Annotated in this window: 21 protein-coding genes; 18 read left to right on the top strand and 3 right to left on the bottom strand. The window is 56.1% G+C overall.

Annotation, left to right across the window (positions count from 1 at the left end):
• Positions 1 to 544 precede the first annotated feature (544 nt).
• The gene (locus tag HNQ95_RS31550) at positions 545 to 1,342 is read right to left on the bottom strand and encodes a GntR family transcriptional regulator (protein WP_182576110.1); all 798 of its coding nucleotides are present in this window, start codon (positions 1,340 to 1,342) and stop codon (positions 545 to 547) included.
• A 492-nt stretch (positions 1,343 to 1,834) separates the two neighbouring features.
• On the opposite strand from HNQ95_RS31550, the gene HNQ95_RS31545 reads away from it, so the two are divergent.
• The 10 genes from HNQ95_RS31545 to HNQ95_RS31500 all read left to right on the top strand — a co-directional run bounded on the left by HNQ95_RS31545 (position 1,835) and on the right by HNQ95_RS31500 (position 13,679).
• Positions 1,835 to 3,196, top strand: coding sequence for a dihydroorotase (locus tag HNQ95_RS31545; protein ID WP_182576109.1), 1,362 nt, complete (start codon positions 1,835 to 1,837; stop codon positions 3,194 to 3,196).
• 63 nt (positions 3,197 to 3,259) lie between these two features.
• Positions 3,260 to 3,469, top strand: coding sequence for a hypothetical protein (locus HNQ95_RS31540; RefSeq protein ID WP_182576108.1), 210 nt, complete (start codon positions 3,260 to 3,262; stop codon positions 3,467 to 3,469).
• Positions 3,462 to 4,847 (top strand): amidase, encoded by a 1,386-nt coding sequence (locus HNQ95_RS31535; protein WP_182576107.1) that lies wholly within the window; start codon positions 3,462 to 3,464, stop codon positions 4,845 to 4,847. The genes HNQ95_RS31540 and HNQ95_RS31535 overlap by 8 nt, the downstream gene beginning before the upstream one ends.
• Before the next feature lie 85 nt (positions 4,848 to 4,932).
• A complete protein-coding gene (locus tag HNQ95_RS31530) occupies positions 4,933 to 6,198 on the top strand; it encodes an ABC transporter substrate-binding protein (protein ID WP_182585854.1) in 1,266 nt (421 codons plus the stop codon).
• A 69-nt stretch (positions 6,199 to 6,267) separates the two neighbouring features.
• Positions 6,268 to 7,143, top strand: a complete 876-nt coding sequence (locus HNQ95_RS31525; protein WP_182576105.1) for a branched-chain amino acid ABC transporter permease — start codon at positions 6,268 to 6,270, stop codon at positions 7,141 to 7,143.
• Entirely contained in the window at positions 7,140 to 9,041 is a 1,902-nt protein-coding gene (locus HNQ95_RS31520) for a branched-chain amino acid ABC transporter ATP-binding protein/permease (RefSeq protein ID WP_182576104.1), read from the top strand. Before HNQ95_RS31525 ends, HNQ95_RS31520 begins: the two co-directional genes overlap by 4 nt.
• Positions 9,038 to 9,763, top strand: coding sequence for an ABC transporter ATP-binding protein (locus HNQ95_RS31515; protein ID WP_182576103.1), 726 nt, complete (start codon positions 9,038 to 9,040; stop codon positions 9,761 to 9,763). The genes HNQ95_RS31520 and HNQ95_RS31515 overlap by 4 nt, the downstream gene beginning before the upstream one ends.
• Positions 9,764 to 9,788: 25 nt before the next feature.
• A complete protein-coding gene (locus HNQ95_RS31510; protein ID WP_182576102.1) occupies positions 9,789 to 11,030 on the top strand; it encodes a M24 family metallopeptidase in 1,242 nt (413 codons plus the stop codon).
• Positions 11,031 to 11,063: 33 nt separating this feature from the next.
• Positions 11,064 to 12,866, top strand: coding sequence for a M28 family peptidase (locus HNQ95_RS31505; protein ID WP_182576101.1), 1,803 nt, complete (start codon positions 11,064 to 11,066; stop codon positions 12,864 to 12,866).
• A 48-nt stretch (positions 12,867 to 12,914) separates the two neighbouring features.
• Positions 12,915 to 13,679 carry a maleate cis-trans isomerase family protein gene (locus HNQ95_RS31500; protein WP_182576100.1) on the top strand — a complete coding sequence of 255 codons (765 nt, stop codon included), beginning with the start codon at positions 12,915 to 12,917 and terminating at the stop codon, positions 13,677 to 13,679.
• A 114-nt stretch (positions 13,680 to 13,793) separates the two neighbouring features.
• On the opposite strand, the gene HNQ95_RS31495 is transcribed toward HNQ95_RS31500, so the two are convergent.
• Both HNQ95_RS31495 and alc read right to left on the bottom strand, forming a co-directional pair.
• Positions 13,794 to 14,546, bottom strand: coding sequence for a GntR family transcriptional regulator (locus tag HNQ95_RS31495; RefSeq protein WP_182576099.1), 753 nt, complete (start codon positions 14,544 to 14,546; stop codon positions 13,794 to 13,796).
• Positions 14,547 to 14,695: 149 nt separating this feature from the next.
• Complete coding sequence (gene alc, locus HNQ95_RS31490; protein ID WP_182576098.1) at positions 14,696 to 15,700, bottom strand: allantoicase; 1,005 nt, start codon at positions 15,698 to 15,700, stop codon at positions 14,696 to 14,698.
• 166 nt (positions 15,701 to 15,866) lie between these two features.
• Here alc and HNQ95_RS31485 point away from each other — a divergent pair, with 166 nt between their 5' ends.
• The 8 genes from HNQ95_RS31485 to HNQ95_RS31450 form a co-directional block, all read left to right on the top strand.
• The gene (locus tag HNQ95_RS31485) at positions 15,867 to 16,937 is read left to right on the top strand and encodes a CapA family protein (RefSeq protein ID WP_182576097.1); all 1,071 of its coding nucleotides are present in this window, start codon (positions 15,867 to 15,869) and stop codon (positions 16,935 to 16,937) included.
• Positions 16,938 to 17,051: 114 nt separating this feature from the next.
• A complete protein-coding gene (locus HNQ95_RS31480) occupies positions 17,052 to 17,987 on the top strand; it encodes a sugar ABC transporter substrate-binding protein (RefSeq protein ID WP_210289183.1) in 936 nt (311 codons plus the stop codon).
• Positions 17,988 to 18,088: 101 nt separating this feature from the next.
• Complete coding sequence (locus tag HNQ95_RS31475) at positions 18,089 to 19,576, top strand: sugar ABC transporter ATP-binding protein (protein ID WP_182576095.1); 1,488 nt, start codon at positions 18,089 to 18,091, stop codon at positions 19,574 to 19,576.
• Position 19,577: 1 nt separating this feature from the next.
• Positions 19,578 to 20,687 (top strand): ABC transporter permease, encoded by a 1,110-nt coding sequence (locus HNQ95_RS31470; RefSeq protein WP_182576094.1) that lies wholly within the window; start codon positions 19,578 to 19,580, stop codon positions 20,685 to 20,687.
• Between the two features lie 88 nt (positions 20,688 to 20,775).
• Positions 20,776 to 21,675 (top strand): allantoinase PuuE, encoded by a 900-nt coding sequence (gene puuE / locus HNQ95_RS31465; RefSeq protein ID WP_182576093.1) that lies wholly within the window; start codon positions 20,776 to 20,778, stop codon positions 21,673 to 21,675.
• An 83-nt stretch (positions 21,676 to 21,758) separates the two neighbouring features.
• The gene (locus HNQ95_RS31460; RefSeq protein ID WP_182576092.1) at positions 21,759 to 22,259 is read left to right on the top strand and encodes an ureidoglycolate lyase; all 501 of its coding nucleotides are present in this window, start codon (positions 21,759 to 21,761) and stop codon (positions 22,257 to 22,259) included.
• On the top strand, positions 22,256 to 23,509 hold the full coding sequence (locus HNQ95_RS31455) for an ArgE/DapE family deacylase (protein WP_371746485.1): 1,254 nt from the start codon (positions 22,256 to 22,258) through the stop codon (positions 23,507 to 23,509). Before HNQ95_RS31460 ends, HNQ95_RS31455 begins: the two co-directional genes overlap by 4 nt.
• A 64-nt stretch (positions 23,510 to 23,573) precedes the next feature.
• On the top strand, positions 23,574 to 23,914 hold a 341-nt coding region (locus tag HNQ95_RS31450), incomplete at its 3' end, for an urease accessory protein UreE (protein WP_182576091.1).

Genomic DNA, 23,914 nt, shown 5'->3' with positions numbered 1-23,914 from the left:
TGCGCCCAATTGGGGCTCCAGCGACTTGTCCTTCAAAAAGAGTCCTACAATTCCGCACATCCCGGTTTCCTCACCTGATTGGCTGCCTGTGACAAGCTAACAGCATGAGAGAACCTAGCAGCTTCCTTCGTCAATTTCAACTGTCATGAATGATTTATTCCTGTCAGACAAATCGAGCAGCCGTGCGTTTTGAAAAACTTGTGGCACATGCAATGAGGCAGTGCGCAAATTGCCGAGCCAATGCATCTGTCCGCCCCATGACCGCCAAGGAACTCCATCGGCGCCAAAGCTAGGAGAAGTGCGCAGTTGGCGCGGCCTGTAGGCCTAAGATGTGTGTCTAGGGGCCAAGTGGTTCGCGCGCGATCGTAGAACCAACATGTGGAGAGCTGGTGTTTTGGCAAAGTGCAAGGAAAGATTGTGCTGACACCGCATCGACGTTGGAGCGCGCGGGAGGCCGCGGTGTGCAAATCACGACGCGGCCCATGGGAGGCGCTATTCCGCGGTCCAGGGCAGACATCTGCAATCACTCAGGCAATTTGAACGCTCAGGCGTTCGCTTTACGGAGAGCGCTGTTGCCCACTTGAGTGTATTTATCGAGTGCATCGTGAAGCGATTTGATATCGCTTATCTTGTCGTCAGAGAACGCTCGCTCATAAATAGCTTCGAGATGCATTCGCATTATCGATTGTGCTCTATCGATGTTTCCGATCTCTAAGGCATCGATTATCTCGGTATGCTCATCTGAGTTACACTTCGTCCAATGAGGACGCCCATAGATGTAAAATACCAGCGAGCTCTGCGTCAGCAGAGGCTCAAGATACTTAGATAGAAGCTTGCTGTTAGTCATCCTGGCCAACGTTCGGTGGAAGGAGCTGGTTTGTCCCTTGTACGACGCAGGATCTTTCTCGAGATACTCATGTTCAAGCTTGACCGAATTGCGAAGCTCTTCGACTTGAGCGGCCGTCAGTTTGCCGGCAAGCGTTCGGATGACAACATCTTCCAGCTCCATGCGCATTCGCAGGATATCCCTTCCCTGCTCCACGCTAGGCTTTGCAACTGTTGCACCCTTATTCTGCTTGATCTCCACCAACTCATCGGCGGCAAGCATCTGAAGCGCAGATCTGACCGCATGTCGGCTGACGTTCAGCTGTTTGCTGATCGCCTCTTCAGGGAGTTTTGTTTCCGGAGCGAGGGCCTGCTCGATGATCGCACGCGTTAGCATGTCGTAGACCAAGTTCGCTTCGTTTTTCCGGCTTGCCATGTCGTCTTTCGTCCTCACTGCAAGCAACACGTAATCGGTTGCTCGACTGCGTCTGTCCAGAGCCGACTTGAGTGCTTTCACGTCGGATCTGCAAGGGGTCTTTATCGCACAGAAACTCCCTCGACCGCAGTCGTGCGCATTGCGCGCAATTTCCCATGGATTGTTGAATATCTCCCTCACCGAATTTGCCTATTATGTCAACGAATTCCCGACATCTGGTGCGATAAATGTGATGGAGGTATGCAATTTTCGTCGATTCAAAAGACGGCAAGGCGCGATTTGGGGCGAGGGGTGACGGCTGAGGGTTTCATCTAACTATATGAAAACGCACAAAAATATCGCAGTTCGTGAATCAACGGAGACGAATCATAAGTTCTTGTTGGCCTAAGATTGTCGATTTATCGGATTAAATACGTGAAAAAATGAAATTCGAAAAGTTGACATATGTAGCAGATGGTGTTTCCTTATTCGGAGAGATCAACGCTCTGCAGGGCTCTGAAGATCTAGCAATGTGAACCGGCACCCCGTCGGTGCATGAGATCAGTGCGGTCAAATATTAGGTGGAGCCTTAACATGCAAAAATGTGATCTCTCTGTCCTGAACGGAAGAGTGATGCTGCCAGGAGGCGATCTGGTAACTGCAAACATTGGCGTTCGTGGCGGAAAAATTATTGAAATATCGTCAGAGAGCATCGATGCAGAGACAATAGTAGATGCGTCTGGAAAGGTGGTCATTCCAGGCTTAGTCGATCAGCATTTTCACTGCTGGTGGGGCTATGGGGTTGAGACACACGAAATTGCTACACGGGCAGCCGCACGCGGTGGCGTGACAACGCTGGTCGAAATGCCTCTGGACCGCCCGGCAACTATCACAAGCGAACTGCTTAGTGCGAAGTTGTCCGAGGTTGGAGACAAGTATCACGTCGACTACGCCGCAATTGGAGGATATTGCCCCGACCGCCCAGAGGAAGTCCATGCCATGGTACGGGCAGGGGTCATCTCGATAAAGATCTTCACTGGAGATGTCGCACCTCCCGGCATGTTCGCTGGCACCTCGGATGGGGAGCTTATGGATCTGATGCGGCGGGTGAAGAGCGAAAACGTCGCGCTCATGGCGCATTGTGAGAATGCGGGCATTGTAAGCGCTGAGACGGCGCGCGTCAGGGCAGAAGGCAAGACCGGGCCTGCGGCATGGGACGAAGCACGCCCGTGGTTTGCTGAGGTGGATGCCGTTCAGCGCTTGGCGACGCTTGCAAAGGCGACGGGTGCTCGCGTTATTGTGGTGCACATTTCGACCCCGGAAGCTGTCGACGTCATCACCGCCGCAAGGCGAGACGGCGTAGATATTTGGGCCGAAACGCTGCCTCATCAGTTGTGCCTGGATTTGGAGTCCGGTGGCGATGACGCGCGCCTGAAATGGAACCCACCGCCGCGGTCTCGCAAAGCCGTTGATGGACTTTGGGATCGGCTCGCCCGGGGCGAAATCCATTCAATCGCATCGGACCACGCACCTTTGACCAAGATCAACGGCGCCGACATCTGGAACCAGAACCCCGGTGCGGGCAACGTCCTGGAAACGATGCTTCCCGTGGTCGCAACTGAAGCGATCTTCAAGCGAGGGGTAAGCCTAGCGCAGCTTGTCGAGGCCATGGCGGTAAATCCAGCCAAGATTCTTGGGCTTTATCCCCGCAAGGGTGCCATTCAGGTAGGCGCTGACGCAGACCTTGTTGTCCTGGAAACAAACGGGAAGCGTGTAATCGACGGCCAAGCCTTGGAATTCTTTGACCAGACGGCCAAATGGTCCCCTTACCACGGCAGGGAAGTAAGGGTTTTCCCCGTTTCCACGATCGTTCGCGGCACGGTGGTTTATCGGGACGGCGACGTCGTAGGCCCGCTCGGGTACGGCAAATACGTCACCAAACACGTCAGCCCGTAGTGCAACTACTTGGATCGCGGATGTAGCGCATCCAATCGATTGGCCAATTGCACGGAGCAGAACGTGAGCCAGACCTCGCATCCGAAAATTGTACGCCGGGTTTCGCCCGAAGATATCGCCACTCTGGCTCACCTTGCCGGCATACAGGTGGGCCATGAGGACTTATCGCCGCTAGCCGTTTCGCTCGAGCAGCATTTGAACGCGACGGAACTCCTCCTTCAAGCTGATCTGGAGGATGTGATGCCTAGCATGGAGGCACGTTGGAATGTCTGACCTTGCAGATCTTACAATTCACGAGGCGTCATCGCGGATTGCGAAGGGGTCACTGACCTCCGTCAAACTAGTGGAGGCGACACTCGAGCGGATCGCACAAACAGAGCCAGCGGTGCATGCATATGCCTATGTGGGAGCAGAGCAGGCGCTCGCCGCGGCGCACCGAGCAGATGCAACCGAGCCGCGAGGCCCCCTGCATGGGATACCATTTGCAGTCAAGGATGTGCTTTTAACGAGCGACATGCCCACGGAGGCTAACTCGCGTGTACTGGCGGGGCACCGCTCCTCTCATGACGCCTGGGCAGTTGCCCGGCTTCGTGAGGCCGGAGCAATACTTGTAGGCAAGCATGTTACCCACGAGTTTGCCAGTGGCCAAGACGTCCCACCAACGCGCAATCCTTGGAACTTGGCGCACTATCCGGGAGGCTCAAGTGCCGGCAGTGGAGCCTCGATGGCAGTCGGGTCTTGTCTCTTTGCGCTTGGCACGGATGCGGGAGGCTCTGTTCGCAAACCAGCTGCGGTAACGGGCGTTGTAGGCCTAAAGCCCACTTACGGCCGCGTAAGCGCAAAGGGTACTGTGCGTGGTGCTACTGTTCCGACAGTCGAGCATGTCGGCATATTCTCACGTTCGGTGCGTGATGCAGCAATCGTGCTGAACACAATAGCTGGCGAGGATCCCGCAGATCCCAGGACGTGGCTGGGGCCGAGTCCGGATTTTTGCGCAGATGTCGATGTTGAGCTTCGGGGTGTTCGGATTGGATTGCCGCGGCTCGACAGGTTCGGCCCAGCTCCCAATGAAAGCGTCGCGCGTTTGGTTGCTGACGCGATCAATGTAATCGGCAAACTCGGAGCTGAATTTGTCGAGGTGGACTTGCCTTTGGCAGAGTTGGCTCTCCCAGCTGCGACGGCAATCATCACTGGCGAGTTTGGCCCTCAACACAGGCAATGGCTGGCGCAAAAGCGGGAGCTATACAGTGAACCGGTTCGTCGTTTCATCGAGCTCTCGCTACTGACGCCCTCAGCTGATCTCCAGGCCGCCTACCGCGCTCGCCGTGCGCTACAAGACGAGCTCTCGAAGCTGTTTGGTAGGACAGGTATTCACGCCCTCGCATTGCCGACACTGCCCTGCACATCGATGCCTCTCGACGAGATGGTCATCGCGCGGGATATGGGTCGGCTCATCCAATACACATGTCCATGGAGCCTCGTCGGCCAGCCGGCATTGAGTGTGCCATGTGGGTTTACGAGCCAGCAGTTGCCGGTTGGGCTTCAATTAGTCGGTGCGCCCCTCAACGAGAAAATGATCCTGCGCATTGGGCAGGCGTTCCAAAGAGCGACCGATTGGCATGAGCGCCGTCCGGTGTTGACCAATCCCTGAGGCGAAGGGCGCCGAAGGTACTAACGGGAGGAAATCAATGAAAATGTTTCGTTCTTCGGTACGTGATTGGCGAACTAGCCGATCAATGAGGACCGTGCTTGGCAGCTTTACACTTGGCCTTATGGGCGCAGCGTTCAGCTCAGGAATTGCTTCGGCCGAGACTGGCGGATGCGTCAACGGCGAGGCTCAGGCGCTGATCGTCAGCGACGTCTCGGGACGCCTCGGCGTGCTCGGACCGAGCCAGTCGACTGCAACTCAAACCGTAATCGATCTGATCAACAAGGACGGCGGTTTGCTCGGTTGTAAGGTCAAGCTCACCATTAAGGACGAGCAGTTGGATCCGGCGGTTGCCGTTAGAGAGCTCAAGAAGGCTATCGCCACAAACAAGCCAAATGTGGTGTTTGGCCCGACATTGAGCAGCAGCATGCTCAGCATGGCGAAGATCACGAACGCACAAGGCATCCCGCTGTTTTCCGGTGAAGGCGGTGACGCCCAGTTCGTTATGGATGCACGCGAGCCGGGCAACTACATGGCCATCTCAACCCTGTATCAGGATGGCAGAGCAGCCGCCAAATATCTTGTCGAGAGCGGCAAATGCAAGCGATACGGCTTCCTGTATCCTGACATCGTTGCCGGCCGAGACATCGTCTCAGCCTTTCGAGGTCAGTTGGCGGAGTCGCAACCCGACGCGCAGATCGTGGTGGACCAGCCCTACAACCTTCAGAACAAGGACTTTGGGGCCATCATTCAGGCGATCTCCAGCAAGTCCCCGGACTGTGTATTTGGGAACCTGCTCGGCCCGGATTTGGGATCGGTATATAAGATATGGAACCAGCGGAAGCTGGATATCTTGACGATGTTTTACCCGGATACAGCGACGTTGAAGGCGGTTGGAAACGGCAACCTGCCTGCCAACACTTACGGGGTTATGCGGGCCAACGTCAAAACCATGGCTGCGACACCGGTCGGGCGTGAGTTCACGGAGGCATACAAGGCTGCCAACAATGGCGCGGCTCCCGACGAGTGGGCGTACGCGGCTGCCTCAGCGGTCCAGATGTGGGCATCAATGGTAAAGGCTGCTGGTAGCTTCGACTACAACGCGCTGGATACCGCCGCGAAAAAGGGCGGGCTGACTTTCGATTCGGTCTATGGAGACGGCGTCGAAATCATGCCGAACCACCAAGCAAATGCCTGGTCCAATGTAGGCCCAGTTGTCGACGATAGCGAACTGGGGCACCCGTACTGGTCGTCCGACAGCAAGGCAATGTGGACGAAGGACGTTATCCCACAGCCCCTCTATGAAGCAATCCTTTCCGGGAAGACTTCGACGCGCTGGACGTCAGCACAATAGCAATAGGTCACGCAAGCAGTCATGGCGACAGTCATGCCTGCTTGCTTCGACCTCGTGGGAGGCATTCCTATGAATGAATTTCTGCTGCAATTACTTTCTGGAATCTCCGCGGCGGCTGTTCTGTTCCTCGTCGCATCTGGGTTTACCTTGGTGTTTGGCGCATTGCGGATCATCAACTTCGCACATGGTTCGGTCTACATGCTGGGCGCGTTCCTCGCGACTTCGATCAGCGACTTCGTTGGAACTGGAAACGTATCGTTCTGGATCAGCGCACTCCTTGCCGGCTTTTCAGTCGCTGCGCTCGGTGCGTTGATCGAAATTGTCTGCCTTCGTCGCATCTATCATCGCGATGTAGCGATTCAATTGCTCGTCACGTTTGGCCTGGTGATGATCATTGGCGGGCTAGTGCGCGGCATCTGGGGATCCGCGCCGCGACAGACTGCCATGCCTCCCTTGTTCGATGGGGGCGTCCCGATGCTTGGAACTTACTTCCCTACCTATTCGCTGTTCCTAATATGCGTAGGGAGTGCGGCGGTGATCGCGCTGTGGCTTATCATGTATCAAACCTCTCTAGGTCGACTGATCCGGGGCGCGGTCGACGACCGCCAACTTCTCGAAATGGCGGGCGTCAATGTTCCGCTCCTCTTTACGGCAGTCTTCTCTCTTGGCGCCTTCTTTGCAGGTATTGCCGGCGCTCTTGTGACCCCCCAGCAAACCATCTCTGTTGGCCTAGACCTCGACGTGATTGTTAAGGCCGTTGTCGTCGTTGTCATCGGCGGGTTGGGCAGTATCGGCGGAGCTCTTGTGGGCTCGTTGATGGTGGGTGTTGCAAGCTCGATTGCACTGATTTGGCTTCCGCCGTCCTGGTCCTTGATAGTTGTATTCGGCTTGCTTGTAACAGTGCTCGCAATTAGTCCGCAGGGTCTTTTCGGCAAGGTGAGATGATGTCGGTACAGGAAAATCAGAAAGTACCCATGGGTGAGACAATGTCACTGAACCAATTGTCTGCTGTACAGTCCGAAATGAGCGTGCTCTCGGAGACAAAACACGCAGCAGTGTGGGTGCGCCCAGTAGTTTTATTGTCAGCTATTATTTGTGCAAGCATGCTGATATGTGCACCAATAATATTCCCTAGTACGATAGTACTGGTTCTTGGCTCGGCTCTCGTTGTGGGAATGTTTTCGCTGAGTCTAAACCTTCTGTTTGGAACAAGTGGCCTGTTGACGTTTGGGCATGCTGCTTACTTCGGCATCGGCGCCTATACCGTTGCTCTTCTGGTTTCTCGACTAGAATGGAATCCGATCACTGGCTTGATCGTGGCGCCGTTCGCGGCAGCTATTGCTGCCGCGATACTTGCTCCAATCGTGCTGCGCGGGAAAGAGATCTATTTTGGTCTGCTGACACTTGGCACGGCCCAGCTTGTCTATGCAATCGCACACGGTACACCAGGATGGACTGGCGGCGATGAAGGGCTTATTGGCGATTTCCAGCCCAGCTGGGCATTCGATCTCAGCAAGCTTTATTGGTTTACCTTGGCTTGCGTGGCGGGCGGAGCGTTGGTGCTATGGATAGTGACCCGTTCACCGTTTGGGGACGCCCTGCGTGGTCTTCGCGAGAACCGTCTAAGAGCGCAGTTCATCGGCATTTCACCAATCCGCTACGAGTATGCTGCCTTCATCATGGCCGCCTTCTTTGCGGGCCTCGCCGGCGGACTGTTTACTATCTACGAAGGCCAGGTCCAGGACGCTTTGTTCTTCTGGCAGATGTCCGCGACTCCGCTGATCGTCGCGCTTCTTGGCGGGTTCGGTTACTTTCTTGGACCAGTCGTTGGCGCCATCTTCTACACGCTCCTTACGGATCAGCTCGCTTCGCGCACTGAGTTCTGGGACGTTGCTGTAGGGCTCGTGGTCGTCATCGTTGCGATTGGTATGCCCAGTGGCATCATGGGGGCGCTTGAGGCAGGTCTGCGCAACCTTCTGGGCGATGCGCGATCCCTTATACCTCAGCGTGCGACGGTAATGTCTGCCGCCCCGAGTTCGGCAGTGTCGGGCCCTCAAACGACTCGGGCTGATGCCAAAAATGCGCCAGTGCTCCTCGAAGTGTCCAATTTGACCAAGAGCTTCGGCGGCCTTCATGTTACGCGTGACGTAAGTATGAAGGTCCGGAAGGGTACGATCCACGCGATCATCGGACCCAATGGTGCCGGCAAAACGACCTTCTTTAATCTGGTTACAGGGGCGCTTCGGCCAGATGCAGGAAGAGTGCAATTCGCAGGCAAGGACATCACCTTTGCCAACCCGTGGGACCGCGTCAAGCTAGGCTTGGGGCGATCGTTTCAGCAGCCGAACATTTTCCCTGCGTTGACCACAATCGATAATGTCGCACTCGCAGAGGCGAGCGTGCGTGGCAGAACTTCACGCCTGGTGGGCAAACTTCCGGCGGCTGTTCGAGACCGTGCGGCATCGATCCTTGAAAATGTCGGACTTGGCGATGTGGCGTTGGTTCGAGCAGCAGATCTCTCTCATGGTGATCAACGGACACTTGAGATCGCTATGGGTCTTGCGGTCGAAGCACAACTGCTTTGCCTCGACGAGCCTACAGCAGGTGTCGGGCCAGGCGAGACCCGTCAGGTTGTGAATGCGATCAGGCAGATCGCCCATAGTCAGGGACTCACTATCCTGTTTGTCGAGCATGACATGGAAGTCGTGTTCGGCATCGCAGACCGGATAACTGTCTTGTGCAACGGGGCGGTACTAGCCGAAGGGACGCCGGAGGAGATTAGAAGCAACCCTGACGTAATTGCCGCCTATCTCGGTTCGGATACAGCAGGAATCCACAAATGACGACCGCAGCTTACCCGGTATCCGCCGCGTTGACAGTGAATAACTTGGATGCCTTTTACGGCAAGTGCCAAGTCACGTTCGATGCACAATTGCATGTGGGGCGAGGCGAAATCGTCGCGTTGCTTGGCCGCAATGGTGCTGGCAAGACAACCACGCTCATGGCCATTGCGGGCTTTGTGACTGCGAGGCGAGGGAAAGTGTTGTTGGCAGGAAATGAGATTGCCACAGCACCAGCGTTTCGCCGCGTCCGGGCCGGACTGTCACTTGTTCCCTCTGGTTCCCGCTCCCTTGGCAGTTTGACAGTGCTCGAGAACCTGCAGACGAGCGCAGGCGTGTCCGCACGCAACGGGCAGTGGAGTATCGATAAGGTGTTTGGCCTCTTTCCCAAGCTGCGACAATTGGCGGGTTCGCAGGGACGGCAGCTGTCTGGCGGTGAGCGTCAAATGCTGGCGGTGGGACGCGCGCTCTTGTCCCAGCCCGAGGTACTCATGCTCGACGAGCCCAGTGAAGGTCTCGCTCCCCTGGTCGTAGCGGAGCTCGGGGGCATGTTGCGCCGGCTCGCCGATGCCGGACTTGCTGTCCTGCTCACTGAACAGAACCACGGTCTCGCTCTCGATATCGCCGATCGTGTCTTGTTCATGGAGAAAGGTCAAATTGCTTGGGAAGGCTCTGCGTCGGAAGCAAAAGATCCTGAGGTTCTCGGCCGATACTTGTCGGTCTGAAGGTTTTGTGTTTGGAGGATATGAAATGCTGTACAATCGTGAACGAGCCATCAAGTATATGAAGGAAGCTGGCGTTTCAGCGATTATTGCCACATCGCCTAAGAGTATTACTTATTTTTCAGGCTACAGCTGGCCATTAGAATCTTCGATGCGTCAGTACATGTTTACCCCTGAAGCTTCAAGCGAGTTGATGTTTTCAGGCTTTGTCCTAATCCCTGCCGAAGGGGAGCCGACGCTCATCTTGGGTTCGCGGTTTGCGATGAATTCGGACGATGTGTGGATCCGGGACGTTCGGCTCTTTGGAGGAAATTTCCCCTTTGACCTATCGATGAGCCCAGCCGGCTTTGTCGGTAAGGCTGGGGAGGTCATGCGCGGCAACTCCTATGAAACTGCTGCGGAGGCGCTTGTCGCTGTCATGCGCGAACGTGGTCTCGCGGATGGCAGCCGGATCGGCGTTGAAATCGAGGGCATGGGCGACAGTGGGCGCTTAGCCCTTGCGGGCTTGCTGCCTGATGCAACGCTTCTGGACTGCACCAAGCTCATCAGGCTGGTCCGGATGGTCAAAACCGATGCGGAAATCGACCGGATGCGCACTGCGATCAATATTGCCGAAAGGGCGGCCACAGCAGCAATCGAGCAGGCACAACCAGATGGCACTCTCGAAGCGATCGAGAGAGAATATCGCATCCGCCTGGGCGAACATTGTGCTGACTTCGCGGCCGTCCAATTGGCGGCCGGGGGGGTTGGGCTCACTACTCAACCAACCTATGCGCCGTCGCGCAGCGAGGTCGTCTTCACCGACTGGTGCGCGATCTATCGCAACTATTGGGCTGACATTGGCATGAGCTTTATGTTCGAGGCCCCACCGGAATTGGTGCGCACGAAGGACGCGGCGCTGAAGGAATGTGTCGCTGCTGGTGGGCGCGCATTAAGACCTGGTGTGAGGTCGTCAGAGGTGTTTCGCGCAATGTGTGATGCTCTCGCCAAGGGAGGAATCGAGGGAAATGAGCCGCAAGGTCATGGTATTGGCCTCGATGTGCGTGAATATCCAATCATCGTTCCCGATTGTGGGGGGCGCATCGTCGACGATTGCATAGATGTCTCAGCAGACTTTCCGCTTGAGGAAAATATGGTGATCAATCTCGAGATCGGCCATTTCCTTCCTGCCATCGGAGCAATCCAGAACGAACAGTCCTTCATCGTTCGATCAGGCGGTGGAGAGTTGCTCATTCCCTACAGCCGACGCTCGCCTGTACTCGCACTTTGATACAGCGCAGCTGAAGTTACGAAGGTGAATGTGATGACTGGCATGGCTCAATGGCCAAGCCTCGATCGCGCGAGCGTTGCGAGCTTGGTAGATGAAATTTGTGGCATTGGTAATCGTTTCGTGGGCACAGCTGGAGAGGCTGCAGCTCGCTCGTTCCTGCTCGACCGCTTCAATGCGGCGGGTCTGCAACGAGTCCGGACAGAACCAGTGGAATTGTTGTCATACGAGGCTGTTGGGGCGACGTGCGAGATACTAAAGCCTTTCCAGACGCTTCGAGCCGTCGGCCTGCAGTACACTGCGAGTGCTCAGGCGGAGGGCGTAGCGATCTATGTTGGACGGCCCTCCAGCATTGACGACTTGACGGATATCCTCGCGCGATTGCCCCCGTTGAATGGGCGGATAGCTGTGATGCATTCGTACTGGCCATGGCTATTTGCAGAGCTCTTGGTGAAGAAGGGGGTCGCCGGCATTGTCGTCATAAGTGAGACGCCGGGTGGAACGATTTCTCACTTGACGGCACAGTTGTATCCAGTGCCGACGGCGCCGAGTTTCGAGGGCAGGCCGCTCGCCGTGCCAGGCGTCACAATCGACCGAGACGATGGTGCGCAACTGCTGACTTACGTCGCCAACGGCGTCGTTCGCCTGCGGATCGAACATAGCGCCAGGTACAAGCCGTTTACATCGGGTAATGTGGTAGGGGAAATCCCTGGCGCAACCGACGAATGCGTCGTGGTGGGAGCCCACTACGATACGCAACTTGAGGGAGTTGGAGCGCAGGACAATGCGACGGGTCTTGCAGCGCTTGTCGCACTTGCGGACCGGTGGGCCGGACAAGATTTCAGACGAACATTGAAGCTTGTTGCGTTCTGTGCCGAAGAACCCGGCATGTGGGGCGCAACGGACTACTGCCGCAGACACGAGGCAGATCTCAGGTCAACGGTCGCGATGATCAATCTTGACGCATTGGCATGGGCGCTCCCCGGCCGGCGCGCGCTGCTGGCCGATCCGGGCATCGCAGACTATGCCGTTGCGCGAGCGGCAGAGATTGGGTGGGAGATTGAAGATCTCACCAACGCTAGCCTTCTTCGCGCCGCAGATCTCAATCCGTTTATCGATGCTGGGGTGCCCGCTTGCTGGTTTTGGCGATTTCCTCCTCAGCATCCCTACTATCATAGTTCGGGCGACGTTCCCGCATTGCTTGATATGGCGGCCGTGTCCGAGGTCGCCAATGTGGCTGCCTATACAGCCTACGCGCTACTCAATGACGAAGAACTCAACCTTGGTCGCGCACAGGGCCTTGGCGCCGAGGAAGACCCCCGTGGCAGCAGCGATCGTGGAGATTGCAGCGGCCTTCTGGATGATTTGGACAAGCACCTGGAACAATTGCGACATCGGTTGGGGACGATGAGAGTGACGCTGCGTCTTGATGTGGACGGGCGGAACTTCCCTGTAGTTGGAGAGGCGGTCGCAGAAGGCTCCCCGTCCATCAAACATGATGAAAGTGTCGATCAACGGGGTGCCGCCACTGCACAATGGGTAATCCAAACGCGGAAGGTTCTGGTGCAATCGGAGTTTTCCAACTCACAAGTTCGTCCTCCCGCCGCGCTTGTTGATGCCTATGGTGTCGAAGCACAGATGTTGGCACCTGTAGTGCATAACGATCACGTTGCCGGTTGGATATCAGTACATTCCTCCACCAGGCGAGACTGGAGCGCAGCCGACGTCTCTCAGGCAGAAGCGGAAGCGTCGAATATTTCTGAAAATCTGCCTTCGATTTGCCAGTCTCTCCAGGAAACACGTGGGTGGAAGGTTATTCTGGAGTCTTCTCCATCATAACTCGGCATCTGCAAAGTTCTTACTTTCGAAAACGAGAGGAATGAAAGCGTGGGTCACGTTGATACTACACTGAAGTCGCTTCAACAGCTCAAAAAGATTGGCCATATCACGCCGTCTTCGAACACGGCGTTGGAGACGATCACGTCTCTGATGAATGTGGGATTGGCAAATCGCTGCTCTCATCATTTTGCTCGGCTGCGCGTAAAGGCTGTTCGGCTCGATCAAGCGACGGAAGCACAGTTTGCGCTCGATACTATGGTCGCAGCGGCAGAGCTTCTGGCAGACGCTCCCCTGGATGCGATCGTATGGAACGGAACGTCGGCATCGTGGCTTGGGCTGCAGCGCGATGAAGAGTTGTGCCAGAGGATTTCGGAACGTACTGGCCTTCGGGCATCCACCGCTACGCTCGCGTTTCACGAAGTGTTCCGATCAATGGGAGCTACGCGGATAGGCCTGGCCGTTCCTTATGTCGACGAAGTCACCACCAAAATCTGTGAAGTGTACGGTCGACTTGGCGTAAATGTCGTGTCGCACTCTTCGTTGAGGCAGTCCGTGAACCTCGACATCGGCAACAATTCGATGGACGACATTCGCAAGCTATTGCGTGCTGCAGACTCCCCAGAGGCTGACTGCATTGCAGTCGTATGTACCAACCTTCCGGCGACGCTGCTTGTCGAGGAGATGGAGCGGGAACTTGGCAAGCCTATCATCGATTCAATTGCTGTGACGTTCTGGAAGGGATGCATGCTTGCAGGAATTGATCCGACAATGAGCAATTGGGGTGCGCTCATGAGGGGTGAACTTACCGGCTAGCAATAGTTACGCTCGGCACAGACGGCTAGCTCGCCTCAGCGGAAAGTCCCGCTTTCTTGCCTACAGTTAGGCGGCCGCTCTATCTAAGCAAGAGCTCGGGCCGCCTTTCAAGGCTTACATGTGCCGACGAATGAAGAAACGAACGTGCTCCGGCAGTACCCACACCTGTCCCCATATATCAGGCTGACCTGCTGCTCCATAGACGACAGTATCTAGATAAAGCACTGGTCCTCCAGCCGCGGTTCCTAGATGGCTTGCGATCTCAGAGTCAAGTATTTGCGGAGCCACCTCCAAGTCGGCGTAATTTAACTCGAGCTCTGAATGCAACAACAATGCGTCAAGAAGCGAGCCTCTGAATTCATTCCGAAGCAGATCTAGATCGACAATCGTCGTCGGTAGCCAGTCTATCGTCCACGCGATTTTTGTGCCATCAAGCGTTTTTGAGCGCTGAACGTAATATACTGGATCGCCTACGGGTAGGCGTAGCTTAGTGCTTATTTCTGGCGTTACGATACCTTGGCCCCACTTTAGGTCCTCGGTGTCAAGAAGCTTGCCGGCGTCGCTCGCAGCCTTGTCCAGAGACGCAAGCCTATCGAGATGATGCACAATTGCCGACGAAGCAGGCGTCTGCGGCAGTACAGTTGCGCCCACTCCATTTCGAACGCTTACAACGCCTCGATCATGAAGGCTTTTGACCGCAGCCCTCAACGTAACTCTTGAGACGTCATACTTTTCAGTCAGTTCCTTTTCGCTCGGCAGAAGTGAACCGGGCTTGACCTTTTCGCTGGCAATGAAGTCATGAATAATCCGCTCGCAGACTTCATTTGATAGCGAGCGCTTCCGCCTCGATAAGTTAACACGTTCCATTCTTTTGTCTCCTGTGAGTATCAGGTTTGATAGAAACGCCAAACCTGATACTCGATGCCCACCAATACCTGGACGGGGTATCAAGTGCGCCGCGTATACAACAGCGTTAGGCTACCGATGAGCCTCCGTGTTGCTCATAGGCCTGCGCATTAGGCGAGTTTCCCCGACGCGCGGAATCGCATCACACCACCGTCCGGAAATACGTTGAAGCGCAAGTGAGATACGCCGCCAAGATCGAGAATCTCCCGTTCAAATACATGCCGCTTGTGCATCTCCAACTTTTGTTCCGGAAGCAATACCCGCCAGAACATGCTTTGCGTGACTATCCCAGGCACGTCTACTCCGCTCAGGTCGGCGGCCAGCACAGAGCATCTGTCTGGATAGTTCCCGCGGAAATGCGCTGTGTCTACCTCAATCTCCGAAATGCGGCCTCGGTGGCCCAACTCAATTACCACCCATTCGTTGCCCGGGCTGCGCCGCCGGCGTGTCTCCCATCCGTCGATGGGAGAATCCCCGGATCCAGGCAAGAGCAGATTGTTGGGCGACCCGTAGTGTTGGTCGCTGGCTGCCAGGGCGCGGCCACCAAGTCGCAAGGCTGACAGTTCATGTGCTGCACTTTGGTTTGCCTTTTCCCAATCTACCGCCGCTTCGCCATATACCCTGAGCCTAGCTACGCCTCCATCGGGATAAATATTCAGCCGAATATGAGTGAAGGCCCCTGGATGTGAGGCCGGCAAAAAATGATGTGAATTGCCGGAAAGTTCCGTGGCCGGCAGGATTTCAGCCCATTGGGTATCGTCCGCCGGGATTTTTTGCGCTGAGAAGCAGCCTTCAATCGAAGCGGCCGGAGGGAAATTCCCGGTAAAGTGGCTGGTATCGATGTCGAAGCCGTGAATGATGCCCGGTATCCCAAGCTTCACGATGCAGTAATCGTGCCCTTCGGTCCTGCGACGTCGCGTCTCCCATCCGTCCATATACAAGCCTGGCCGCGTATCGTCCTTCTTGCCAAAAACAAATACCGGACTGGCCGGGCTCAACATTCTTTCCTTTGAAGCAAAAAACTCATCATTGGCAAAGACAGCTTCGGCACCAAGCTGCGGGCTCGCCAAATTGATGTAGCTGCTCGCAAAGTCTGGTTGTGTGCTTTTTGTCACCTCTGGATCTCCCGTTGTGGTCGCTGCGTAGCGCCTTGACACTGTTGGCGCTCTCAATTACGGTACACCCTGTTAGCTAGGTAGTAAACAGCTATCGATAGGTTAGACAGCGCAAAAAAGGGCTTGAGCCTGCTGCGGACCAGGGAACAGTTGGAGGAGCGATATCGTGCCGACGTTGGCCTTGACTGGGGATGTCATCCCGCTTGAGCAATTGCGAAGCGACGCCCAAATGGCGGATGTCCATGCGGTGCTGCGGCATCTTCATGACGCCGACCTGGCCATTGGCAACTTTGAGATGCCGCTCACTGGCGCAGTGAAGCCGCTTCAGAAGCTGCTGAACATACGCGCGGATCCATCGATTGCGTCTGACCTTGATGCGCTAGGTTTAGACGTTGTCACAGTCGCCAACAATCACACTGTCGACTATGGCTGGGAGGGCCTGCAAGATACCCTGCATTGCTTGCGGTCTGCAGGTCTTCACACAATCGGGGCCGGCGGAACATTACGCGAGGCCATTGCACCGGCAGAGGTTGTTCTCAGCGGAACTCGCGTGGGAGTGCTGGCTTTCTCTTGCCTTGTGCCGACAGGGGCTGGCGCGGCAGAGCAGAGGCCTGGGATCGCTGGCCTGAAGGTGGTGACCTCTTACGAGATCGATCCATATTATCAGATGGAAGAGCCGGGCGACCTGTCGGCTGTACGGGTTCGCACTCATGTCCATGACAGCGACTTGGCATTTGCCAGCGAGTGTGTCCGCGAATGCCGTTCTCGCTTCGATTTCTTGATTGTGACCGTTCATTGGGGCTTCGGCTCTGGCGATGAGTTGGCGGAGTACCAGCAGCCGCTGGCCCATGGGTTGATCGACGCGGGCGCCGACCTCATTCACGGCCACCATCCCCATGCGATCCATCCGATAGAATTCTACCGGAACAAACCAATTCTGTACGGTTTGGGAACGCTGGTCGGTCAGCAGGTCTTTATGGAAGCGGATCCTAAGGTCAAGAAGCTTTGGAGCGAGATGTCGGCCGAGGGTTATGTCGCTCTGTATCGCTCACAAGCGAGCGAGGACACCCAACTCCGCCTCATTCCTCACATCCTCAACGCAAGGCGGTTGCCTGAGCTTGCGAAAGGAGATGCGCTGGATCAGCTGCTCTCTCGGCTCAAGCGCTTGTCAAGTCCGTTCGGAACAGTAATAGAAATAAGCAACGGCGTTATTGTTGCTAGAAAGGGGTATGAATAGTCTCTGGTGATCTAGGTTTCTTCAACAAGAAAAACTGTGATAGAAAAAGGGGAATAAGCAATGTCAAAGAAAATGTGGACTGCCTTGTCGAGGCGAAACTTTATGGCACTCGGAGTGGCCGGACTCACCGCCGCTTCGGTTGCGATGCCGATGCCTGCTTTCGCACAACAGCCTGTAATCGCCGTCAGCTTCCCGAATTCGTCGCTTCAGGGCGCAGTTATCGCCACTTTGGAAGCCGCAAAGAAGAAGGGGGGAGAGCTTGGCTATCAAGTCGTTGTAGACGATCCCGGAACAGACCTGAAGAAGCAGATCAATACGCTGAATACGTGGATCGAGCAAAAGGTCGCAGTCATCGTCTGCGTTACCCTTAATCCGGCGGTGTTCGAAAGCGTAGCCAAGAAGGCTCGCAGCGCCGGCATCAAGTGGATCACGTATGCGGAAAAGCTCGAGAACCAGGATGCGACCGTTGGTTTCAGCCAGTACGAGTCTGCGGCAGTTCTTGGGGAATACGCCGGCAAGTGGATTAACTCCAACTTGGGCGGAAAAGCGAATGTTGTCATTCTAGGTTACGAAGGCGCCTTCTGGGGGCGTTCTCGAGCGGATGGCATCGCCAAAGGGCTCAACAGCGTTGCGCCCGGCGCGACCATCGTTGCTCGCCAGGACGCAATTAGCGCTACTGAGGGTCTCGAGACGACCCGCAGCATTCTTCAAGCGCACCCTGAAGTTAATGTGATCCTCGGCATCGAAGATCCTGCAACAGAGGGCGCATACAAGGCATGGATTGCCGCTGGGCGCGACAAGACTGATCCAAAAGCGTTCATCGGCGGCATGGACGGCACCCCCGGTGCGCTGAAATTGCTGCGAAGCGGCGATACCATCTATCGTGCTTCGATGGCGCTGCCGCTGATTGACTTGGGCGAGGCGATCGCAACGACAGCTGACAAGCTGGCGCGTGGTGAGGCCGTAGCCGAACGTATCATCGCGCTGGAGTTGGTTGAGGCAAAATCGCCCCTGGCTGACAAGTACCTGAAGCAGCAAGGCATCGAATAGAGCCGCAATTCCTGCCGATGTCGACGCGATAAGGACCAGGCGCAGAGGCGTGGTCCTTATCGCAAGATATAGAGGAAATACTATCAAATAAGGTGGTTTCCGTGTCTGTTGTGATTAGCAATCTCAAGAAGGCCTATTCTGGCGTTCCAGTCCTTAAGGGGGTCGATCTTGAAATTGAGGATGGAGAAATCCATGCCTTTCTAGGTGCCAATGGTGCCGGGAAATCGACATTGATCAAGTGTTTGTCGGGGGCTGAGCAGCCTGATTCCGGCGTGATCGAGGTCGATGGGAAACCGTTTACAACAAGCGGACCCCGCGATTCAATGCGGGCTGGTATTGCCGTAGTATATCAAGAGCTGTCATTAGCCTCAGGCCTCAATGTGCTTGACAATGTTTTTCTTGGGCAAGAATACAAGCGCGGTCCGTTTGTGCGCAAAGCCCAGGAAGCACGGGAAGTGCGCTCATGGTTCGCGGAGCTAGGCGTCACTATCGACCCCGAAGCTGACTTGCTTAAGCTTAGCAACGCGGAACTACAGGTTATCGAAATTGTCAAGGCACTTCGCACGAAGCCAAAGCTCTTGATATTAGATGAACCAACGGCATCATTGACGGAACGCGAAGCAGCGCAATTGTCGGCGCAGCTTCTCTCTCTAAAGAAGCAAAAATTACCACTCCTATATGTAACACATCGTTTGGCCGAAGTGTTCGCAATTGCTGATCGAGTTTCAGTCCTTAGAGGCGGCAAGGTTGTTCTTTCAGCCAGAGTCTCGGACGTAACAGAACAAGAGATCGTAAGCGCGATTGCAGGCCGGAGTGTGGGAACTGAACCGCCTGACTACGCCAGTCAGCAGAAAACAAGATCTCCCCTGGCCCAGCTTCGTGGGCTGACTGCGCCAGGTATTGGGCCGGTCGACCTAGACGTAAATTCGGGCGAGATCCTAGGCGTATTTGGCTTGGTAGGTTCTGGTAGGACCGAGTTGCTTGAAGCGCTGTTCGGAGCGCGAGCGCTGGCGGGCGGTACGATTACTCTGGATGGCAAGGCGCTTAAGCTTCGCCGACCGTCCGATGCGGTGCGGGCCGGCATAGCGCTGGTTCCAGAGGATCGACTTCGGAAGAGTGTCTTTCAGACACTGACGGCAGGTGAAAATGTAGCGATGGCCAGCGCCGCCAAGCTTGGGACCCTTGGGTTTCGCAGCAAACGGTCAGAGCAAAAAGCATTTCACGACATTTCAAGGAAGTTGAACCTGCAGCCGCGGCGCTCTGATCTTGAAGCCAGGCGGTTCTCAGGCGGAAACCAGCAGAAACTAGTGCTCGGCAGGTGGCTCCAAGAGGGCCAGGATTGTCGGATGCTGCTGCTCGATGAGCCCACACAAGGCGTGGACGTTGGCGCTCGCGGCGACCTCTACTCCGTCCTCTCGGAGAGTACCAAGGCCGGGCTTGCGGTCGTGGTGACTTCGTCGGAGCCGGAAGAGTTGATGCAATTGGCCCACCGCGTCGTAGTGCTATCTCGAGGACAGGTTGCTGGAGTTCTGCATGGGGCCGAAATTAATCAAGAGCGCCTGCTCCACCTGGCGCATGTAGGAGAGTAAGATGACCAGGTCAACCACATCGAATAATGCCGTTGAGGTAAAAAAATCCAGCTCAACGTCAATCCTAAACAAAATCAAGCGCCCGGAAGTTATTATCAATAATATCCTAGTGATAGCGCTTGTTATAATGATGGTATATTTCACGTCGCAGACGCCGACATTTCTTACGGTTTCGAACTTTGAGGTGATTCTTACAAATAATGCCGTGATCGGTGTTCTAGTGGCGGCGATGGCCTTGTTGGTGATCGCAGGGCACGTAGACTTGTCGGTCGGATCAAACATCGGGTTTGCCGGTACGCTCGTTGCTCTCGCCAATACAGAATGGGGCCTTTCACCCTGGTTGAGCATGTTGGTCGGGATTGGTGGGGGCGCGCTGGGTGGCACCATAAACGGGGTTCTCTGCGGGGTCCTCCGCTTCAATCCAGTTATCGTTACCCTGGGTATGCTCGGCATTCTCCGCGGGGCCACGCTGCTTATACAGCAGAACGAAATATCGGGCCTGGACGAGTTCTTCGTGGTGATGGGCAATGGTGATTTTCTTCATATTCCGATTCAGCTGTGGATCGTTGCTATCTCTTTCGTTGCTGCCGCGATCTTTATCTCGCTGACCACCTGGGGGCGATACGTCTACGCCATTGGGTCAAATCCGCGGGCTGCGTTTTTGGCCGCATTGCCGGTACGTGCACTGCCGTTTGCTCTCTATGTCGTTACCGGGGCAGCTGCCGGGCTGGCTGGCGTGATGTCGGCTGCACGCCTTGATGGTTCTGCACCTGGCGCACTAGGCCTGCAGATGGAACTCCAAGCTCTGACGATCGTGCTGCTTGGCGGCGTTGCGTTTGCCGGTGGTCGCGGACGGATTGGTGGTGTTGCGACAGCGTGGATCTTTCTCGGCGTTCTGGAGAACGGACTTACGCAGCTAAATGTGACGCCATTCGTGCAGCTCGTTGCTGCTGGTCTCGCCTTGGTATTTGCCGCCAGCCTTGACTCCTTGGGTTCGGTGCTCGGACCGCTTCTTGAGGGCCGCCGTCGAGTGGGTGAGCAGCGCGCAGCGGCGGGCATCGGGACCGACGCCGTAAAACAGGATGATACTGGAACTGTCCGACATCTTTGAACGTCGCAGAAATCGTCCAGGCCCCTAATCCCGGGTCGTTTGAGAAGTTAGTGCCGATCAAAACGGCTGAAGTCGAAAGGAAAACAACATGACCTATGCTCGCGACATGGTCGGCTACGGCAATAATCCGCCGAATGCCAATTGGCCTAATGGCGCCAAGCTGGCGCTGCAGATTATCGTAGCCTTTGAAGAAGGTTCAGAGAACAGCGTACTTCACGGAGACGCTCATTCTGAAAACTTTATCTCCGACATGATTGGTGCTCCCCCGCTTTTCGGTGTGCGCAGCGTGAATATGGAATCTCTCTACGAATACGGCACACGTGTCGGCTTCTGGCGAGTTTTCAACGAGCTGAACGCCCGGGGGATCAAGTCCACAGTCCTGGCCAACGGGCTAGCTCTCGAGCATTACCCCGAAGCAGGCCAATTCATGCATTCCACCGGCCATGAGATCGCCAGTCATGGCTGGAAGTGGATCGACCATCAATGGATGGGGGAGGAAACGGAACGCGCCCACATGAAGCTGGCCATCGAGGCCATCACAAAGATCACCGGTGAGCGTCCTGTGGGATGGTACACCGGGCGCTGCAGTCAGAACACATTGAAGCTCGTAGTCGAAGAAGGCGGGTTCCTCTACGATTCCGACACATATGCAGATGATCTCCCATATTGGGTGACCGTGGATGGCAAGCAGCATTTGCGAATACCGTACACACTGGAAGCAAATGACATGCGCTTTGTGTCGGCCGCGGGTTTCAACTCAGGTGATCAGTACTTTTCCTACCTGAAGGATACGTTTGACGTGCTCTATCGCGAGAGTGACAGGACACCACGTATGATGTCCACCGGCCTGCATCTGAGAATTGTCGGCCGGCCGGGTCGGTGGGCGGCATTCCAGCGCTTTCTAGATTATGTGCAAAAGCACGAGGGCGTGTGGATTTGTCGAAGAGATGAAATTGCGCGCCACTGGCACAAGCATCAGGGAGTGTAGTGATAGCAATGCCGCTCGAAGCATCCCAGATCTGCATTGAGCGGCATTTCGTGATCTTAGGTATCTGAGCTTGGAACGAGAACATGCCACAAGTTGTTGAGATTGAGCCGCTCACACGAGAACGGTTTCGCGAGTTCGGTGATGTAATCGAGATAGATGGTAATGGCAGTTACTCGATCAACGGCGGTATGGCCGATCGCTTTCACGATCTCGCGAAAGTACAGGTGGGTGGCCCGGAAGGGCGAGTTCTGATCTCTATGGTCCGGAGCCGTCACTACGAGCTTCCACTAATTGTTTCCGCTGTCGAGAGGCATCCGTATGGAAGCCAGGCTTTCATCCCGACGGAGCAGGGGGCGTTCCTGGTGGTCGTATGTCTTGACCGGCAAGGTGTTCCGCAGGCGCCCAGGGCATTTATTGCGCAAGCGGGGCAGGGTGTGAATTACCACAGCAATGTCTGGCACGGAGTACTTTCTCCTCTGGGTAACGAGCAAGATTTTCTGGTGGTAGATCGTGGGGGTCTGGGAAACAATCTCGAAGAGTACAACTTTGCCGATCCTTATGTCATTGGATGGAACACTCCATGATGAAGACAAAACAGATATCAGAAGGTGGGGCGCATCTAACAGAATTCATCCGGTCTCATCGCGACGACCAGGTGCGCATGCTGGCAGAACTGGTCAAAGTTCCGTCCGACAACCCGCCCGGAGATTGCGCAGCGCATGCCGATCGTGCTGCCCAGTTGTATGAAGGCCTTGGTTTCACGGTCGAGCGACACAAGGTGCCCGACGCGCTGGTTACAAGCGTCGGCATGATCAGCGCCACCAATCTGATTGTCCGCCATACGTTTGGCCCCGGTCCGACGATCGCGCTCAATGCGCATGGCGACGTCGTGGCGCCTGGCGAAGGCTGGACCGTCGATCCCTATGGCGCCGAGATCAAGGATGGCTGGATGTACGGTCGGGGTGTGGCAACCTCGAAGTCCGACTTCGTCACCTATGCCTATGCGCTGCTGGCGCTGCGTGCGCTAGGCGAAAAGCTGTCGGGCACGATCGAGATCCACCTGACCTATGACGAAGAGGTCGGTGGCGACATCGGCCCGCTCTATCTACTACAGCAAGGCTTGACCAAGCCAGACTACGCGATCTGCGCCGGCCTGTCGTATGGCGTAGTCACCGCCCACAATGGTTGCCTGCATCTCGACATCGACGTCCGCGGCAAGTCCGCTCATGCGGCACGGCCCGAAACGGGCATCGACGCGCTGGAGGCGGCAACCCACATCCTGAGCCGGCTCTATTCGCTGCGTTCGGGTTTTTCGGAGCAGCGCTCATCGGTCGAAGGCATCACCACGCCATCGCTGGTGGTGGGGCTCATTTCGGGTGGCATCAACACCAACGTCGTGCCCGACAAGATCGTGATGCGCGTCGACCGCCGCATGATCCCGGAAGAGAACGGTCCGGATGTGGCGCGCGACCTGATCGCCTTCATCGAGGCGACGGCGCGGGAGATGCCGGGCATCGAATGCCATGTCCGGCAACTGATGCTGGCCAATCCGCTGAAGCCGCTCGACGGGCAGGAACGTCTGGCCGATGCCTTGCAGAGGCATGCCTCGGACCTCATCGGCAAACCCGTGCCTACGCACGGAGTTCCAATTTACACGGACGCACGACACTACTTCAATGCGGGAATCCCAACCGTGCTGTATGGCGCCGGCCCGCGAACGATGCTCGAGGCCAATGCCCATCGTGCTGACGAGAAGCTCAAGATTGACGACCTTGCTTTGGCGACGAGTGTCGTGGCGCTTGCGCTCTATGACCTGCTGACGGGCAACGCCTGAGGGTCTTGAAGTAACAGGTTCATTCTAATTGGTGGCGGCTGCAGCGGGGCAGAAGGAGGAAGCAATGCTTCGAGTTGAGAGCGTTGTCGGGAGCCGAAACGATCCCGGTCTGCATGAGGCGATCCATCATCTCGAACACCACCACGCCGTGGAGTTCGTGACGGTGGCAGTCGGCGATCTCGACCGCCGGCGGCTGATGGCCCGGACCGACAAGGGCGAGGAAGTGGCGATCACCTTGCCGCGCGACCAGAAGCTGCATGACGGCGCCGTGCTGGTGCTCGACCATCATCGCGCCGTGATCGTGCGCGCCGGCGAGCAGCGCTGGCTGAGATTCACGCCGCGTTCGGCAAGCGACGCGCTTGAACTCGGCTATCACGCCGGCAACCTGCACTGGCGGGTGCGTTT

Origin of the sequence: Aminobacter ciceronei (genome assembly GCF_014138625.1) — a bacterium.
GTDB classification, from domain to species: domain Bacteria; phylum Pseudomonadota; class Alphaproteobacteria; order Rhizobiales; family Rhizobiaceae; genus Aminobacter; species Aminobacter ciceronei.
Note: the sequence above shows the minus strand (reverse complement) of the source record. Positions and strands in the feature narration are given on the sequence as shown.

Coding starts and splice junctions, on each gene's coding strand:
- HNQ95_RS31460 (WP_182576092.1), top strand. CDS start 21,759: ATGCCACAAGTTGTTGAGATTGAGCCGCTCACACGAGAACGGTTTCGC.
- HNQ95_RS31525 (WP_182576105.1), top strand. CDS start 6,268: ATGAATGAATTTCTGCTGCAATTACTTTCTGGAATCTCCGCGGCGGCT.
- HNQ95_RS31515 (WP_182576103.1), top strand. CDS start 9,038: ATGACGACCGCAGCTTACCCGGTATCCGCCGCGTTGACAGTGAATAAC.
- HNQ95_RS31505 (WP_182576101.1), top strand. CDS start 11,064: ATGACTGGCATGGCTCAATGGCCAAGCCTCGATCGCGCGAGCGTTGCG.
- HNQ95_RS31520 (WP_182576104.1), top strand. CDS start 7,140: ATGATGTCGGTACAGGAAAATCAGAAAGTACCCATGGGTGAGACAATG.
- HNQ95_RS31470 (WP_182576094.1), top strand. CDS start 19,578: ATGACCAGGTCAACCACATCGAATAATGCCGTTGAGGTAAAAAAATCC.
- HNQ95_RS31455 (WP_371746485.1), top strand. CDS start 22,256: ATGATGAAGACAAAACAGATATCAGAAGGTGGGGCGCATCTAACAGAA.
- HNQ95_RS31495 (WP_182576099.1), bottom strand. CDS start 14,546: ATGGAACGTGTTAACTTATCGAGGCGGAAGCGCTCGCTATCAAATGAA.
- HNQ95_RS31545 (WP_182576109.1), top strand. CDS start 1,835: ATGCAAAAATGTGATCTCTCTGTCCTGAACGGAAGAGTGATGCTGCCA.
- puuE (WP_182576093.1), top strand. CDS start 20,776: ATGACCTATGCTCGCGACATGGTCGGCTACGGCAATAATCCGCCGAAT.
- HNQ95_RS31510 (WP_182576102.1), top strand. CDS start 9,789: ATGCTGTACAATCGTGAACGAGCCATCAAGTATATGAAGGAAGCTGGC.
- HNQ95_RS31535 (WP_182576107.1), top strand. CDS start 3,462: ATGTCTGACCTTGCAGATCTTACAATTCACGAGGCGTCATCGCGGATT.
- HNQ95_RS31530 (WP_182585854.1), top strand. CDS start 4,933: ATGAGGACCGTGCTTGGCAGCTTTACACTTGGCCTTATGGGCGCAGCG.